The sequence below is a fragment of the Bacillus cereus group sp. BcHK124 genome, assembly GCF_027712065.1.
Classification (GTDB): Bacteria; Bacillota; Bacilli; order Bacillales; family Bacillaceae_G; genus Bacillus_A; species Bacillus_A pacificus.
In genome coordinates this window covers 332,684-348,761 of sequence record NZ_JAQFPJ010000001.1, presented here as the reverse complement: position 1 = coordinate 348,761, position 16,078 = coordinate 332,684, and the positions used below count along the sequence as shown (strand labels likewise).

The window sequence follows — 16,078 nt, the reverse complement described above, 5'->3', positions numbered from 1 at the left end:
AACCAATCGGACTTTTATGGGCAGTTGATCCCCCACCTAACTTCTTTGCTTTCGCTGCATTTTGAGGTGGGGGTCTTACTGCCCATTAAAGTCGGATAAATTTGCAAGATTATTTTTCTGAATATTAGCACTTTTATTAGGGGGAGTTTCAATGAAAAAAACTACATCTACACTATTAAGTATGGCGCTCGTCTTTTCCAGTTTTGGAGCTTTAAGCGCACATGCTGAATCACTGCAAAAGGAGAAGCAATTTAGTCCACAACTAAAAACAACGATTGAACAGTGGGGAGAAAATAAAATTGCGCAAAATGTTGAAACAAAAACTGCAAAAGAAATTTCAGTCATTGTAGAATTGCAACATGCACCTCTCGCAGCACAAGGTAATATTCAGCATGCTCCAGATTTACAAAGTAATCATGCACAGTCTTATCATGCCGAGCTAAAAAAAGCACAAGAAGATACGACTAAGAAAATAAAAGAAAAAGCACCTGGTGCAAAAATTAAAGAAGTGTATAATACGTTATTTTCCGGATTCTCTATTTCAGTTCCTGGAGATCAAATTACTGCTCTTGCTTCTTTACCTGAAGTAAAAGCAGTCTATCCGAACTTAACATATAAACTACATGAAACATCAAAAAGTACTACTAATGAAGAAGCACCAAACATCGGCGGACCGACAATTGGTGCAACTGAAGCGTGGAATTTAAAAGACCCATCTGGCAAACCTCTTGATGGAAAAGGGATGAAAGTAGCAATTATCGATTCTGGCGTAGACTATACACATCCTGACTTAAAAGCAAATTATATTGGTGGATATGACACAGTCGATGAAGATAATGATCCTATGGATGGTAACGTACATGGTACTCATGTAGCAGGAATTATTGCTGGTAATGGAAAAATTAAGGGCGTTGCTCCAAACGCTTCTATTTTAGCCTATCGTGTCATGAATGACGGTGGAACTGGTACAACAGACGATATTATTCAAGGTATTGAACGAGCAATTCAAGATGGTGCTGATGTGTTAAATCTGTCTCTTGGACAAGATTTAAATGTACCTGATCAACCTGTAACTTTAACGTTAGAACGTGCAGCAAAGCTTGGGGTTACTGCAGTCGTTTCAAATGGAAATGATGGCCCAAAACCGTGGTCTGTTGATGCCCCTGCCAATGCAAGTAGTGTTATATCAGTTGGAGCATCTACAGTTTCTATCCCGTTTCCAACATTCCAAGTAGCTGGTTCTACCAAAACATATCAAGGGTTACCGTTATCAAAATCGGATTTCCCAATAGGAAATGATTCTCCACTTGTATATGTTGGCTATGGTAATCCAAGCGATTATGCAAAACAAGATGTGAAAGGAAAGTTTGCACTTGTTTTACAAGGTACTTCAAGTACGTTAGTAAAAGCTGAACAAGCGAAACAAGCTGGTGCAATTGGTGTACTATTAATTTCTAACGAAAAAGAAATCAATATTATGCCTGAATACTTTGCACGAGAAAATCTAGCTCTTCCAGTTATGCAATTATCAAATGCAAATGGTGAAGAGCTAAAAAACTTAATTACAAAACGCAAGAAAAATATAAAAATTGGACAACCAGTTCCAACTGAATTAATTGGTAACTTTAGTTCTAGAGGACCATCACAAGGTAGTTGGCTTATAAAACCAGATATCGTTGCACCAGGAGTACAAATTACGAGTACTGTACCTAGAGGTGGCTATGAGTCTCACAACGGAACCAGTATGGCTGCCCCTCAAGTAGCTGGAGCTGTTGCTTTATTACGTCAAATGCACCCTGATTGGACGCCAGAACAATTGAAAGCATCTCTTGCCAATACAGCAAAAACTTTAAAAGATGTAAATGAAAATACATATCCTGTCATGGCGCAAGGATCTGGTTTAATTAACATCCCGAAAGCAGCTCAAACAGATGTATTAGTCAAACCTAACAATGTGAGCTTCGGTCTTATTAAGCCAAACAGTGGTAAAGTAAAACTGACGCAAAATATTACGTTACAAAATCTATCTAGTAAAAAGAAAAGTTTTTCAACTCGTGTGGAATTGCTAGATGCAAACACAAAAACAAAAGTAAAAACTTCTGTACCTTCATCGATTAGCATACAGCCGAATAGTAGTACCGAAAAACCATTTACTATCACTGTCGATAGTTCGCTACCCCAAGGTGTATATACTGGAAATGTGTATGTAAAAGAACAAGGTAAGAATGAAGAAACTCGCATTCCATTTACATTTAGTATCGATCCTAAAGATTACAAACGTATAGATGGACTCGAAATTATTAATTCTACTTTTAGTCCAAATGGTGACCAAATATTAGACGATAATCTCATCAACTACTATTTAGTTGCACCTGTGGATGATGTAACATTGCATGCAAATTTAGTTACAAAAGAACATGTAACGTACCAAGAGATTATCCATCAAGCTAAAAATGAAACAGCTGGATACAAACCTTTCAAATGGAATGGTACAAAAACAGATGGTACTCCGTTAGCTGACGGTCTATACCAAATCGAAGCAGTTGCCTCTAATTCTGGTGGGGAAACGAAACAAACAGCTGCTGTATTTCTTGATCGAACTGCACCTAAGTTAACATACGAAGTTGACCAAGAAAACCTTGTAATTACAGGAAAAGTGGATGATATCCTGCTAGATTGGATGACAGAATCTGGTTGGGTAGCACCTGGTATTCCAGTGAGAATGCAATATGAAATCAACGGAAATGGTGTATGGGAAAGTGTGTTCCTAAATCCTTGGGAGAAAAATTACAGCATTTATTTCGATCGTAGTCAATTACAAGAAGGAAAGAATACAATTCATATTGTAGCAACTGATGCAGCTGGAAATACATCTAATTTAAATGTTGATTTAGATGTGAAATAAAAAATTATTGTTGACAATTTTTTTAATATAGTTTTATAATACAAAACATAGTTTAGTTGAACGAATTATATATCGGCTTTGAAGGAATACTAGTAGCGACTTATATCCCTGTCTCAGAGAACTGATGGTTGGTGCAAATCAGTACATATACAAGCGTGAATTACAATTCTGGAGCTTCTTTCCCGTAATGCTTTTTATGCATGAAGAGAAAGACGGATCTTTCCGTTATCTTAAAGTGAGTGGTAAACAATTACTTGTTTACAAATAGGGTGGTACCGCGATTTTTATCGTCCCTATCGGATTTTCCGATAGGGACTTTTTTGCGTCCATCCTTTTACATAATTTCATAATATACGCATTGAAAGAATCGCAGTAATATCTTATATCCCTGTTACAGAGAGCTAATGGTCGGTGGAAATTAGCACATATATAAGTATGAATTACAATTCTGGAGCTTCTTTTTCGTAGTGCTTATAGGCATGAAGGAAAAGACGGAGTTTTTCCGTTATCATTAATTGAGATGTAAGTATATTTTCACTTACAAATAGGGTGGTACCGCGATTCTTTCGCCCCTATCGGATTTTCCGATAGGGGCTTTTTCTATTTCTCACAGAAACAAATGTTAAATAATTCCGAATCTTATGATAAAATTTTATAAGCGCTTACAATTTTGAAAGGGGGTGATACAAGCTATACGAAACAGATACTTAATTTTATTTAAAAAAAGGAGGATGTCTAAATGACAAAGAAAACAGAAATTCCATCGCATTTAAAACCATTCGTATCCACACAGCATTATGATCAATATACACCGGTGAATCACGCTGTGTGGCGTTACATTATGAGACAAAATCATAGTTTCTTAAAAGACGTTGCTCATCCAGCCTATGTGAACGGATTACAATCATCTGGTATTAATATAGATGCAATTCCAAAGGTAGAAGAAATGAATGAGTGTTTAGCACCAAGCGGCTGGGGTGCTGTAACGATTGACGGGCTTATTCCTGGCGTAGCCTTCTTTGATTTTCAAGGACACGGATTATTACCAATCGCAACAGATATTCGCAAGGTAGAGAATATCGAGTATACACCAGCTCCAGATATTGTACACGAAGCAGCAGGACACGCACCTATTTTACTTGATCCTACATATGCAAAATATGTGAAACGATTTGGACAAATTGGTGCAAAAGCTTTCTCAACAAAAGAAGAACATGATGCATTCGAAGCTGTTCGTACATTAACAATTGTAAAAGAAAGCCCTACTTCTACTCCTGATGAGGTTACAGCTGCTGAGAATAATGTACTTGAAAAACAAAAGTTAGTTTCTGGCTTATCAGAAGCGGAACAAATTTCACGTCTTTTCTGGTGGACAGTAGAATATGGATTAATCGGAAATATAGATGCCCCAAAAATATATGGTGCTGGTCTCCTTTCTTCTGTTGGCGAAAGCAAACATTGCTTAACAGACGCTGTAGAAAAGGTTCCATTCTCTATAGAGGCATGTACAAGTACAACTTATGACGTAACAAAAATGCAACCACAACTATTTGTTTGTGAATCATTTGAAGAATTAACAGAAGCACTTGAGAAATTCTCTGAAACGATGGCCTTTAAAACAGGTGGTAAAGAAGGATTAGAAAAAGCAATTCGCTCTGAAAATCATGCAACTGCTGAATTAAATAGCGGCTTACAAATTACGGGTACATTTACCGAGACAATTGAAAACGATGCAGGTGAATTGATCTACATGCGAACGAGTTCGCCAACAGCATTAGCAATTCACAATAAACAGCTAGCGAATCATTCTACGTCTGTACACAGTGACGGGTTTGGAACACCAATTGGATTACTCACTGAAAATATTGCACTAGAAAATTGTACAGATGAACAATTACAATCATTAGGAATTACAATTGGAAATGTTGCTGAGTTTACTTTTGCAAGTGGTATTCATGTAAAAGGAACAGTGACTGATATTGTAAAAAACGATAAAAAAATTGCGCTTATTTCCTTTATCAGTTGCACAGTTACTTATAACGACCGCGTTTTATTTGATGCTTCATGGGGCGCATTTGATATGGCTGTTGGTTCAACAATTACTTCGGTATTCCCAGGTGCCGCAGATGCTGCAGCATTTTTCCCAACGGATGAAGAAGTTCAAAAAATACCTGCTCCACTTGTACTGAATGAACTTGAACGTATGTATCAAACCGTTCGTGACATTCGAAATGAAGGTATTTTACACGACGCGCATATCGAGCAATTAGTAGCAATTCAAGAGGTATTAAATAAATTGTATCCGAAAGAATGGTTACTTCGCCTTGAAATATTAGAATTGCTTTTAGAGCATAACAAAGGGCATGAAACATCAGCAGCATTATTACAACAACTTTCTACTTTCACAACTGATGAAGCTGTGACACGTCTTATTAACAATGGTCTTACGCTACTTCCAGTAAAGGATGTGAAAAATGATGCTACGATTAACTGAAGAAGAAGTTCAAGAGGAATTATTGAAGTTAGATAAATGGGTAGTAAAAGATGAAAAATGGATTGAAAGAAAATATATGTTTTCCGACTACTTAAAAGGAGTCGAATTTGTCTCTGAAGCCGCCAAACTATCAGAAGAACATAATCACCACCCATTTATCCTTATCCAGTATAAAGCAGTCATTATTACTTTGTCATCTTGGAATGCAAAAGGTTTAACGAAACTCGATTTTGAGCTTGCGAAGCAATTTGATGAACTATTTGTCCAAAATGAAAAAGCCATTATAAGAAAGTAAAAAGAAGAAGCCTTTATTAGGCTTCTCCTTTTATTTTGAAATGGATACAAAGTCCAAATGGATCCTCTACTTGTAATATTCCATCTTTGTACGTAGCAATCTTGCCAATATTTTTTAAGCTTTCACATACTTGCTCTTTTTGTTTTTCATTTGCTAATACAATTGTGAAATATTTCAAGCCAACGGAATTTGGCATTTGCGGTAGTATTCCTTCACCTTGCCACGTATTTAAACCGATATGGTGATGGTAGCCACCTGCCGATACAAAGAGCGCCCCATTACGAGCTGGGATCGTTACTTCAAAACCAAGACCATCCACATAGAAACGTTTCGCTTCTTCCAAATCAGCTACATGGAAATGAATATGTCCCATCACAGTACCAGCTGGAAATCCGTTCCATGTACTTCCTTGCTGCAATAATTCTTCACCAGCTAACGGGTTACTAACAAATGGTAGCTCTCCATTCTCATCACGCCAAACTTCTTTTTGACGATCATGATAAATTTCAATCCCGTTTCCATCTGGATCAGCTAAATAAAGGGCCTCACTAAAGTAATGGTCAGCTCCGCCGTGCAGTGGATATACCATTTCTACAAGATGACGAAGGATATTCGCTAAATCCTGTCTGCTCGGTAATAAAATTGCGTAATGATATAAACCCGTTCTCCCTCTTTGCTTCGGTAAGGCTTCTTTCTTTTCTTCAATGATCAGGAGTGGTTCGTTATTTTCATTCCCAAATGTAACGACCATTTCATCTTCTTTTAGTACTTTCATACTTAGTACTTCTGTATAAAACTCTAGTGATTTCTTTATATTTGATACATATAAATGAACAACATCAAGTGTTGTATCGGGATGAAGTTGAAAACTCATCTTGTTAGCCTCCCATTTAAATTAGTTCTTCTTTGACATTTTCTCTTTTAAGAAATTATCTACAAAACCATCCGCTTTCGCAACAAATAAGTAAGCACCCATTGCTAACAATGCAAGCTCTAATTCGAAGCCAGGATTTTTTCCATCTCCTAATAAACCAGCTGACCATTTTACTTTTACAATTGCTCCAACCATAACTAGTGCAAATAATAATCCAATATATCTTACACCTAAACCTAGAATTAATAATAGACCGCCAACTAATTCAACTGTTGCTACACCGTATGCAAGTCCTCCTGGTAAACCAATGCTTGTGAACCACCCTGCAATATTGTCAATCCCTGATTGGAATTTTGTTAAACCGTGCATAAAGAACGTTACCCCTAACACGATACGAATAATTAAGTTACCAATATGTTGATTCATTTCTTTCTCTCCTTTATAGTTTTCTTATACAAAACTTTTATTTACATTACAAAACATACACTAATTTTTTTTATTCGTCAATTCATTTTCACTGGGAAAATATATATTTTTTTTGCTATGATACAAATAGTTGTTTATAAAAAGGAGCTTGATTTTATGAATATTGGTTCTGCAATACGTGAAATTCGTCAGCGTAGAGGCATAACAATCGCGCAAATTTGTGAAGGAACAGGTCTTTCTAAAGGGTTTATGAGTCAGGTTGAAAATAATAAAACATCACCATCTATCTCAACTTTAGAAACGATCTCCAATTTTTTAAACGTTCCTCTTCCCTATTTATTGTTAGAACAAAAAGATCGATTGAAAGTTGTCAAAAAGGTAGAACGTAAATATAGTGTATACGGAAAAGATGAACAAAGAATTGAGCATGTTGCAGAGCAAGGTGGCCTTCGCCTAAATCTCGTAGAAATTCCTGCTGGGTTTCCGAAAGAAAACACACCAAATGCCCATGAAGGAGAAGAATGTCACCTTGTATTACGCGGCACACTAGAAGTTCAACATGGAGAAGATGTTGCAATTGTAGAAGAAGGAGATTCTTTCTCCTGGAATGCATGTGTTCCTCATATCGTTCGTAATATAGGAGAAGAAACTGCATTATTACTCATCTCTAGTCATGCAGAAAATCGAAAACGTGTTTATTAAACAAAAAAGAAGCCTGTAAATCAGGCTTCTTTTTATCCTCTTATAACTCCATAGCTTGTCCCAACTAGTACAGTCTTTTCGTGTTGATTGCGATAAACTGACTCGATTGAAACCTTTTTGTATCCTTCCATTTGTTCAATATTTGTTAAAGTTAATTCACAAGTGATCGTATCTCCTGTAAAAACTGGTCTAATAAACTCACTTACTAATTCTCTTGCTATGTAATGTAATTCTTCGCCTACTTTCGTTCCAATACTAGCAGTCAATAAACCATGAACCATTAAACGTCCATTTTCATCATATTCCATATGATGCCTGCCTTTATCCCCTGTAATATTTGCAAATTCAAAAACCTCTTCCTCAGTAAATCTTCTTTCATATTTAAATACATCCCCAACTTTTATACTCATTTTTATCCCCCTAATAATAAACAGAATTTTCTTTCATTTTATCATAAAATGAGTCTCAATTCATTTTCTATTATAAAAAGAACGAAAAATACTTATAGCTGTACTATTTCCTTACTTTTCGCTCCTTTACCGATGCCCATCTCTTTTTGCAGCTTGGTATCCATAGTACGCACATGTTCCATTTCTCGATAATTCTCTCACCTCAAAACCACAACTTCTATAAAAATCAAAATTACTCGCAGAAGTATGCGCAAACCAGTCACCATGTGGCAATTTTTGCAAACAAAGAGCAACAAGTTTCTTACCTAATCCCTTCCCTCTATATTCACATTTCACAACTAAATTTACTATGTTGGCGACCATGATTCCATCAGAAATGACTCTAACCATCGCAATCATCTCTTCTTCATCCCAAATTGTGAATGCCCATGTTGAATTTTCAAATGCTATCGTGAATTTTTCAATTTGCCAAGAAGGGATATTATCATTGCTCCAACCGGCATCTTCGAATAAAGTTTTAATTGCATATGCAGGTACACCATTCGTTCCCTCACGAATAATAAGTCCATTATGATAAATGTACATGTAATCCCCCCTTTATTTTTATATACCATTCTTCAAAAGATGCAATTAACCTTTTTTCATCCAATGCGCCTAATGGAATAAACGAGAACATCCATCCCATGAAATGAAGTTGTTTTCTCATAACTAAGCCCCGTTTTTCTAGCAACAAAGATTGAGGCGGGGTGATCCGGATTAATAAGAGAAATTAATTTATTCATTCGTAACGCTTGGAAGCCATAATCTCGAAATGCTGCCGCTGCTTCTTTCGCATACCCTTTTCCCCAATACCGAGGTAATAACCAATAACCAATTTCAATTTCCTCTTTTCCATCTATTTGCTGCTTTACTAATCCTGCATGACCAATTCGTATTCCCGTTTCCTTTTCAATCAATACAAATAAACCGAGACCGTTTTTATAGCTAGGAATCACCCACTCTTCCAAACTTTTTTTACACTGCATATATGTTTTTAACGTCCCATTTCCAATATAGCGCATTACCTTCTCATTTCCCCATAATGAAGCGTAGAACTGTAAATCATCCATTGTATATTTACGAATTTGTAAACGATCTGTATGAAACATTTCTGCACTCCTTCCCACGAATTTGTACTTACCTACACGATCATGTTTTGGATATATACTTAATGTTACTATCTATTATAAAGGAACTAAAGGTAAAATACAGAATATTCAATCTCTAAACAATTAAAAAAAGGCAGTAGACAAATATTGTCTACTGCATCCATATCATAACTAGCATAAAGAAAACTACAATTGAGGGGGGTGTAGGCTTTTCAAATATACTAGATACTTATCCCGTTCTAACGGGCGGTAAACTTTCCAATTATATGAAAGTGAAAAGTTTACCGCACATAAGAACTTTAGCGATCATTAAGAAAGCACCATTAAGTAGTCAAATACACGCTGTGCTTTTTCTCCACCCATTCGTGCATGTTGAAGAAGAGAAATACCATGAGGACCAGATGCACGTAATGCTTCTGGTTGTGCTACTAAAATAGCTTGTACAACTTCTAATTCTCCAAGCATAGCGGCCGCGAAAATATCCATTCGAGCACCCTTTTCTAATAAATAAAGAGCAATATCTTTACGTCCTACATGTGCCGCTGCTCCTAACGCACTTTCCCAATCTGATCCGCCCCAATTGTAAGAGGCATGAAGTAAACTTGGCGATTCAGCCAACAGTTCTTGTACTTTTTCTAAATCTCCGTGAGCTGCCATAACAAATTCCCTTACTAACTCAGTGGTAATACGTTCTTCTGTTCGCATCTTGCTCCTCCTTTTTTAGAAATTCGCTTCGGTGTAAAAAATGGCTTGTCGCTTCCTTGAAAAATATCTACATCTATGCCAAATACATGTTGAAACATTTCATGACATAACACTTCTTCTGGTATACCGTCATACTGAAGCTTCCCTCGCTTTAATACGAGTAAACGATCACTATATTGAGCCGCTTGGTTAATATCATGTAAAACCATTATAATTGTCATGCCAAATTCCTCGTTTAATCGTTTCACAAGTTCCATTACTTCCAACTGATGAACGATATCTAAAAAAGTTGTTGGCTCATCTAATAATAAGACGTTCGTACGTTGTGCTAGCGTCATTGCAATCCAAGCACGTTGTCTTTCCCCTCCTGATAAAGATTGTAAAAGACGATATTCATACCCTTCAAGATTTGTAACAGACAATGCCCAATCAACAATTTCTTCATCTTCTTTATTTAAGCGATCTCTCCATGATTTATGAGGGCCTCTTCCAAATTCAATTAATTCTTTCACTGTTAAATCTAATTGATGATCATGCATTTGTGGTAACATCGCTAATTGCTTCGCTACATCGGCACTTTTCATCGTATGAATACTTTTTCCATCTAAAACGATATCCCCTTCGCTTTGTTTAAGTAGTCTTGCTATTAAACGAAGCAAAGTAGATTTCCCAGATCCATTCGGTCCAATTAAACTAACGACCTCTCCAGCTTTAATATGTACATTCATATTTTGCATTTGAAATCTTTCAGAATGTGCGTAAAACACTTTATTAACGGAAATCACGCTGTTTCCCCCCTCTATGAATTAAATATAAGAAGAACGGACCGCCTAAGAAGGATAATAAAATACCGACAGGCAATTCAATTGGATCAAACCAACTTCGAGCTATCGCATCCGCGAAAACAAGTAATATCCCTCCACCAAGGCATGATAATGGCAGTAAATATTTATAGTCATTTCCAACTAATAAACGTAACATATGTGGTACAACAAGGCCGACAAATCCAATAAGACCAGAAACACTAACTGCTATTCCAGCTAATAATGTGCTTACTACTATTAAATAAAAACGGCTTCTCTCCACGTTATGACCTAATAATTTCGCCATTTCATCTCCAAGCATTAATACTCGAATATGTTTGATACCGAAGAAGGCCAATATAATAGCGAATATTGCATAATAAATAATCATGTTTAAATGTGCCCAACTTACACCGCCAATACCACCCGCTAACCACGGTAACACGGATTGTACTTTGTCACTATGTAATAACATTAATGCTGACGTCGCTGCACCTATTAATGCATTAATTGACACACCTACTAAGACAATTCTTGAAGGTGGTGCCCCTTTTTGCCATGATAAAGCATAAATGATCATCGCCGTTATGAAAGCTCCTAAAAACGCACCGAGTGGTAAAAACGCCATATGCTGAGGGAATAAAATCATAATTACAATTGCGACAAGGCCTGCTCCAGATGACACCCCGATAATACCAGGGTCTGCAAGAGGATTTCTCATCACCCCTTGCAGCAGTGCACCAGATGCAGCTAAACATGTTCCTACTATAAATCCAACGAGCACTCTCGGTATACGAAGGTCCCATACAATTCGATGAACTGTCGAACCTTCATCTTGTATCCCTGTTACAATATCTCGTAAAGAAAAGGATAGGCTTCCTGCGAAAAGACCGTAAAAAAGACATAAAACCGTTAATACAACTAAAGTAACTGCTATGATCCATCTTTTTTTCGCAAAAGGATGTTCCTTTTCCCTTACTACTTCACTACTTTCCATACTTATCATTTCCTTACATCTTGTATACTTTTATACATAAAGTCCATCGCTTCTGTAACTTTTGTTCCAGGATTTGATCCAAATAAGTCTGGTGGCAAAATAACTACGCGATTTTGTTTTACTGCATCTAAATTTTTCCACGCTTCATTTTTCATCATTTCGCCTTCAAATGCTTTTTTAACGCTATTTGGATCTCCATGTGTAATTAAATAAATTACATCCGGATTCGCTTCAATAATGCGTTCTACACTTAGCTGTGCATATTGCGGATATTCCTTCATTTCTGGAAAATCAGCTGCAATATTTTTCCCACCTGTTTTTTCTAAAATATCACCTGATAAAGAGGTTGGTAATGCTGCTAAATAAGTACCAGGTGCTCCATACACTAGCAATGCTTTCACATCACTCTTTTTCTCATATGTCTTCATTTGATTCGTAATTTTTTGGTTAAGTTCTTTCGCTTTATCTTCTTTCTTCATTATCGTTCCGTATAGTTCAATATTCTTTTGAATATCTTGTACAGAATTCGCAGAAGAAATCATTACTTTCGTTCCTTGCCCTTCAACCGTTGGAACATTCTTTTGGAACCCATTATTAGCAATAAGTACATCGGGCTTTAAGCTAGCAATTTGCTCAAAATTCGGCTGATGTGCATTCCCGATTACTTGTACTTTCTTTATATCCTCTGGAAGAGTTATTTTTGCATCCGGACGACCCACTATTTTTCCGCCTAAAGCATGAATAATATTCATGTCTCCCATACTTAATGTTGCAAAACTCTCTGGCACTTTATCGAATGTTACCTTTCTTCCTGACAGGTCGGTAACTTCTATTTTCTCTTTTCCTTTTTCTGTTTTTGTTGCCGCTGCTTTTTCGTCTCCTTTTGCACTGCAACCTATTAATAAGAAAAAAACAGATAAAATCGCTGTAAATAGCGTAATAGATTTTTTCATTCTCCACCTCTAATTGATAACGATAATCATTAACTACTATTCTACTTTAATTGATAAGGATTATCATTGTCAATATAAAACGCATACATTTTCTAGAAAAAAAACAAAAAGCGTTACAAAAAAGATTCCTTCTTTTTGTAACGCACTATTTATCAATATTATTCGCATTCGTTTCCCTCTAACTTGTCTCGCATCACTTTCACACGCTGAAAGAAAAAGAAAGATAAACTTAAAAATATAACGATGCTCCCCATCATAACAAAAAATTGTATCGTTTCTTTTGCTCCAGTCGGAATCAATAAGCCAACCATTAACAATGTACTGACAGCGAGAAGAATTTGTCCGAACCGAGTATAATCTTCTATCTTTTCTTGTAATTCCTTCATTATATTCTCACTCCTCCATTTCACTGTATCATATTCTATTAAACTGAAAGACAAGTAAATACAGCCATTCTGGGAGATGTTTTCCAAAAGAAAAAGAGCCGCTTTATTGCGACTCTTTCATAACCATTACTCACCTTTATATGCTTTCATATAAATTTCTTTCAGCTCTGAAATGAGAGGTAATTTTGGATTAGCTGTTGTACATTGATCTTCAAAAGCTCTTTCTGCTAATAATCCAACAACCTCTTCAAATTGGTCTTTAGCAACTCCTTGTCCTGCAATACTCATATTTATATTTAAACTTTTTCCGAGCTCAATAATTGCTTTGACAAGTGATTCCACACCTTCTGCAGTCGAACTTGCTGGAAGCCCGAGCATTCTCGCAATATGTGCATAGCGTTCATCGGCTACAAAGTGCTCATATTTTGGGAACAATGCGTGTTTTCTTGGCTTAATAGCATTATAGCGAACTACGTGCGGCATAAGAATTGCATTCGCACGCCCATGTGGAATATGAAATTCTGGTCCAATTTTATGTGCTAAGCTGTGATTAATACCTAGAAAAGCATTTGCAAATGCCATTCCTGCGATTGCAGAAGCATTGTGCATTTTTTCTCGTGCTTCTTCATCATTTCCATCTTTAAATGCTCTTGGTAAATATTTAAATACGAGATCAATGGCCTTTAATGCTAATCCATCTGTATAGTCATTCGCTAAAACAGACACATACGCCTCGATTGCATGCGTTAATACGTCCATGCCGGTGTCTGCTGTTACATGTGGTGGTACTGTCATTACAAATTGTGGATCAACAATTGCTACATCTGGCGTTAATTCATAATCCGCGAGTGGATACTTTATATTATTTTTCTTATCTGTAATAACCGCAAATGGTGTCACTTCTGATCCTGTTCCAGATGTTGTTGGAATGGCAACAAACTGCGCCTTACTTCCTAATTCCGGATATTTACATGTTCGTTTTCTTATATCTAAAAACTTCTGTTTAATTCCATAGAATGTTGTTTCTGGATGCTCATAGAAAAGCCACATCCCTTTCGCGGCATCCATCGCTGAACCACCACCAAGTGCGATAATTACATCTGGCTGAAAACTTCTCATCATTTCTGCACCTTTAAACACAGTTTCATCTGATGGATCCGGCTCAACCTCAAAGAAAACTTCAACTTTCACATCATTTACATGTTTACGTAAATAATGCGTGACCGTATCTACATATCCGTGCTCAACCATTCCTGGATCCGTTACAATAAATGCACGTGAAATGTTAGGCATATTTGCTAAATATGCTGTCGCATGTTTTTCAAAATAAATTTTTGGTGGTAATTTGAACCATTGCATATTCTTTTTTCTATTTGCCAACCTTTTTATATTTAATAAATGCGTCGCTGTTACGTTTTGAGAAATCGAGTTTTTCCCGTAGGAACCGCAGCCAAGCGTAAGTGATGGAATAAATCCATTATATATGTCACCGATTCCACCTTGTGATGAAGGGGCATTTACAATAAGGCGGCAAGCTTTCATACGTAATCCAAATTGCTTTTGCACTTCTTTATTTACAGAATGGATAACTGCTGAATGTCCTAAACCACCGAGGTTTAACATTTCTTCACAATATGTAAATCCTTCTTCTAATGAATTTGCTTTTACACAAGCTAATACTGGACTTAACTTCTCACGAGATAGTGGATATGCGGCTCCGATGCCTTGTATTTCAGCTACAAGCATTTTTGTATTTTTAGGTACAGTAATTCCAACTAATTTGGCAATATACTGTGCGGATTTCCCTACAATATCACTATTTACTGCACATGTATTTTCATTAATAACAAGCTTTTCTAATTTACTTCTCTCTTCCTCGGTTACAAAATAACAATCATTTGCAATCATTTCTGTTTTCACATCATCATAAATTTCCTTGTCTACAATAATTGCTTGTTCTGATGCACAAATCATACCATTATCAAATGTTTTAGATAAAATCAAATCATTAACCGCTCGTTTTATATGCGCTGATTTCTCTATATAACATGGTACATTACCAGGACCTACACCTAGCGCTGGTTTTCCAGTAGAATAAGCTGATTTCACCATACCAGCCCCTCCAGTTGCCAAAACAAGCGCAACACCTTCATGGTTCATTAATTGTTTCGTTGCTTCGACAGAAGGCTTTTCAATCCACTGAATACAATATTTTGGTGCCCCCGCCTTCACCGCTGCATCGTATACTGTTTTCGCAGCTGCAATAGAACAGTTTTGTGCGGAAGGATGAAATGCGAAAATAATTGGATTTCTCGTTTTTATCGCGATTAATGCTTTAAACATTGTTGTCGATGTTGGATTCGTTACTGGTGTTACCCCAGCTACTACACCGACGGGCTCCGCAATTTCTATTATTTCTTCATGAGGATCTTCGTGAATAATCCCTACTGTTTTATCTTTCTTTATGCTATGCCAAATATATTCAGTAGCAAAAATATTTTTAATACATTTATCTTCGTATACACCACGACCTGTTTCTTCAACAGCCAACTTCGCAAGTGGCATATGTTGATCAACACCTGCTAATGCCATTTCATGAACAATGTTGTCAATTTGCTCTTGTGTAAAACTTTCTAATGCTTGTAAAGCCTTTCGACCGTTATTCACTAACGTATCAATCATCTCTTTTACTTCCTGCATTTCATTTACAATTTTCTCTTTGACTACCATGTAAATTCCTCCTATTCTGCTATCTTGGACTAAATAAGGCCCTATAGGTCATAATTAGTCCCGATTAGCGTAAAAAAATAGAATTGCTTTCCTACATGAACTTCATTGTTTGTGAAATATTTCACAAGTTTGTTCGTGAGTAACACTTCATGAATTCAATATACATGAAATCATTTTATTTGTGTATGTCTATTTTGTGAAATATTTCACAAAATAATGTAGTAAAAATGCACTGCCTATACTAGCAGTG

15 protein-coding genes and 2 other annotated features are annotated in these 16,078 nt (G+C 36.4%); of the genes, 4 read left to right on the top strand and 11 right to left on the bottom strand.

Annotated features, from left to right (window positions below):
* Positions 1 to 151: 151 nt before the first annotated feature.
* The 3 genes from PDK19_RS01865 (at position 152) to PDK19_RS01855 (ending at position 5,694) form a co-directional block, all read left to right on the top strand.
* Positions 152 to 2,905, top strand: coding sequence for a S8 family peptidase (locus PDK19_RS01865; protein ID WP_074615086.1), 2,754 nt, complete (start codon positions 152 to 154; stop codon positions 2,903 to 2,905).
* 69 nt (positions 2,906 to 2,974) lie between these two features.
* Positions 2,975 to 3,203: a binding site (T-box leader), on the top strand.
* 51 nt (positions 3,204 to 3,254) lie between these two features.
* Positions 3,255 to 3,482 (top strand) — a binding site (T-box leader).
* A 162-nt stretch (positions 3,483 to 3,644) separates the two neighbouring features.
* Positions 3,645 to 5,399 (top strand): aromatic amino acid hydroxylase, encoded by a 1,755-nt coding sequence (locus PDK19_RS01860; RefSeq protein WP_000163202.1) that lies wholly within the window; start codon positions 3,645 to 3,647, stop codon positions 5,397 to 5,399.
* Complete coding sequence (locus PDK19_RS01855; protein WP_000979541.1) at positions 5,380 to 5,694, top strand: 4a-hydroxytetrahydrobiopterin dehydratase; 315 nt, start codon at positions 5,380 to 5,382, stop codon at positions 5,692 to 5,694. Before PDK19_RS01860 ends, PDK19_RS01855 begins: the two co-directional genes overlap by 20 nt.
* Before the next feature lie 16 nt (positions 5,695 to 5,710).
* On the opposite strand, the gene PDK19_RS01850 is transcribed toward PDK19_RS01855, so the two are convergent.
* Positions 5,711 to 6,568, bottom strand: a complete 858-nt coding sequence (locus tag PDK19_RS01850) for a VOC family protein (RefSeq protein ID WP_000009826.1) — start codon at positions 6,566 to 6,568, stop codon at positions 5,711 to 5,713.
* Positions 6,569 to 6,589: 21 nt separating this feature from the next.
* Positions 6,590 to 6,994, bottom strand: a complete 405-nt coding sequence (locus PDK19_RS01845; protein WP_001071557.1) for a DoxX family protein — start codon at positions 6,992 to 6,994, stop codon at positions 6,590 to 6,592.
* Positions 6,995 to 7,150: 156 nt separating this feature from the next.
* On the opposite strand from PDK19_RS01845, the gene PDK19_RS01840 reads away from it, so the two are divergent.
* Positions 7,151 to 7,696 (top strand): helix-turn-helix domain-containing protein, encoded by a 546-nt coding sequence (locus PDK19_RS01840; RefSeq protein WP_014893504.1) that lies wholly within the window; start codon positions 7,151 to 7,153, stop codon positions 7,694 to 7,696.
* A gap of 32 nt (positions 7,697 to 7,728) precedes the next feature.
* Here the strand turns inward: PDK19_RS01840 and PDK19_RS01835 are convergent, their stop codons facing one another.
* The 9 genes from PDK19_RS01835 to adhE form a co-directional block, all read right to left on the bottom strand.
* A complete protein-coding gene (locus tag PDK19_RS01835) occupies positions 7,729 to 8,106 on the bottom strand; it encodes a MaoC/PaaZ C-terminal domain-containing protein (protein ID WP_000025009.1) in 378 nt (125 codons plus the stop codon).
* Between the two features lie 126 nt (positions 8,107 to 8,232).
* The gene (locus tag PDK19_RS01830; protein ID WP_000276115.1) at positions 8,233 to 8,691 is read right to left on the bottom strand and encodes a GNAT family N-acetyltransferase; all 459 of its coding nucleotides are present in this window, start codon (positions 8,689 to 8,691) and stop codon (positions 8,233 to 8,235) included.
* 56 nt (positions 8,692 to 8,747) lie between these two features.
* Positions 8,748 to 9,254 (bottom strand): GNAT family N-acetyltransferase, encoded by a 507-nt coding sequence (locus tag PDK19_RS01825; RefSeq protein ID WP_000469130.1) that lies wholly within the window; start codon positions 9,252 to 9,254, stop codon positions 8,748 to 8,750.
* 309 nt (positions 9,255 to 9,563) lie between these two features.
* Positions 9,564 to 9,959, bottom strand: a complete 396-nt coding sequence (locus PDK19_RS01820; RefSeq protein ID WP_001258459.1) for an ankyrin repeat domain-containing protein — start codon at positions 9,957 to 9,959, stop codon at positions 9,564 to 9,566.
* Positions 9,926 to 10,744 carry an ABC transporter ATP-binding protein gene (locus PDK19_RS01815; RefSeq protein WP_000626536.1) on the bottom strand — a complete coding sequence of 273 codons (819 nt, stop codon included), beginning with the start codon at positions 10,742 to 10,744 and terminating at the stop codon, positions 9,926 to 9,928. Before PDK19_RS01815 ends, PDK19_RS01820 begins: the two co-directional genes overlap by 34 nt.
* Positions 10,731 to 11,759, bottom strand: coding sequence for a FecCD family ABC transporter permease (locus PDK19_RS01810; protein ID WP_000445965.1), 1,029 nt, complete (start codon positions 11,757 to 11,759; stop codon positions 10,731 to 10,733). Before PDK19_RS01810 ends, PDK19_RS01815 begins: the two co-directional genes overlap by 14 nt.
* A gap of 5 nt (positions 11,760 to 11,764) precedes the next feature.
* Positions 11,765 to 12,712 (bottom strand): helical backbone metal receptor, encoded by a 948-nt coding sequence (locus PDK19_RS01805; RefSeq protein ID WP_000748489.1) that lies wholly within the window; start codon positions 12,710 to 12,712, stop codon positions 11,765 to 11,767.
* Between the two features lie 158 nt (positions 12,713 to 12,870).
* Entirely contained in the window at positions 12,871 to 13,098 is a 228-nt protein-coding gene (locus PDK19_RS01800) for a YrhC family protein (RefSeq protein ID WP_000661450.1), read from the bottom strand.
* Positions 13,099 to 13,224: 126 nt separating this feature from the next.
* The gene (adhE, locus tag PDK19_RS01795; RefSeq protein ID WP_000260443.1) at positions 13,225 to 15,828 is read right to left on the bottom strand and encodes a bifunctional acetaldehyde-CoA/alcohol dehydrogenase; all 2,604 of its coding nucleotides are present in this window, start codon (positions 15,826 to 15,828) and stop codon (positions 13,225 to 13,227) included.
* Positions 15,829 to 16,078: the final 250 nt, after the last annotated feature.

Coding starts and splice junctions, on each gene's coding strand:
- PDK19_RS01830 (WP_000276115.1), bottom strand. CDS start 8,691: ATGTACATTTATCATAATGGACTTATTATTCGTGAGGGAACGAATGGT.
- PDK19_RS01825 (WP_000469130.1), bottom strand. CDS start 9,254: ATGTTTCATACAGATCGTTTACAAATTCGTAAATATACAATGGATGAT.
- PDK19_RS01835 (WP_000025009.1), bottom strand. CDS start 8,106: ATGAGTATAAAAGTTGGGGATGTATTTAAATATGAAAGAAGATTTACT.
- PDK19_RS01860 (WP_000163202.1), top strand. CDS start 3,645: ATGACAAAGAAAACAGAAATTCCATCGCATTTAAAACCATTCGTATCC.
- PDK19_RS01805 (WP_000748489.1), bottom strand. CDS start 12,712: ATGAAAAAATCTATTACGCTATTTACAGCGATTTTATCTGTTTTTTTC.
- PDK19_RS01800 (WP_000661450.1), bottom strand. CDS start 13,098: ATGAAGGAATTACAAGAAAAGATAGAAGATTATACTCGGTTCGGACAA.
- PDK19_RS01820 (WP_001258459.1), bottom strand. CDS start 9,959: ATGCGAACAGAAGAACGTATTACCACTGAGTTAGTAAGGGAATTTGTT.
- PDK19_RS01840 (WP_014893504.1), top strand. CDS start 7,151: ATGAATATTGGTTCTGCAATACGTGAAATTCGTCAGCGTAGAGGCATA.
- PDK19_RS01865 (WP_074615086.1), top strand. CDS start 152: ATGAAAAAAACTACATCTACACTATTAAGTATGGCGCTCGTCTTTTCC.
- PDK19_RS01855 (WP_000979541.1), top strand. CDS start 5,380: ATGATGCTACGATTAACTGAAGAAGAAGTTCAAGAGGAATTATTGAAG.
- adhE (WP_000260443.1), bottom strand. CDS start 15,828: ATGGTAGTCAAAGAGAAAATTGTAAATGAAATGCAGGAAGTAAAAGAG.
- PDK19_RS01850 (WP_000009826.1), bottom strand. CDS start 6,568: ATGAGTTTTCAACTTCATCCCGATACAACACTTGATGTTGTTCATTTA.
- PDK19_RS01845 (WP_001071557.1), bottom strand. CDS start 6,994: ATGAATCAACATATTGGTAACTTAATTATTCGTATCGTGTTAGGGGTA.
- PDK19_RS01810 (WP_000445965.1), bottom strand. CDS start 11,759: ATGGAAAGTAGTGAAGTAGTAAGGGAAAAGGAACATCCTTTTGCGAAA.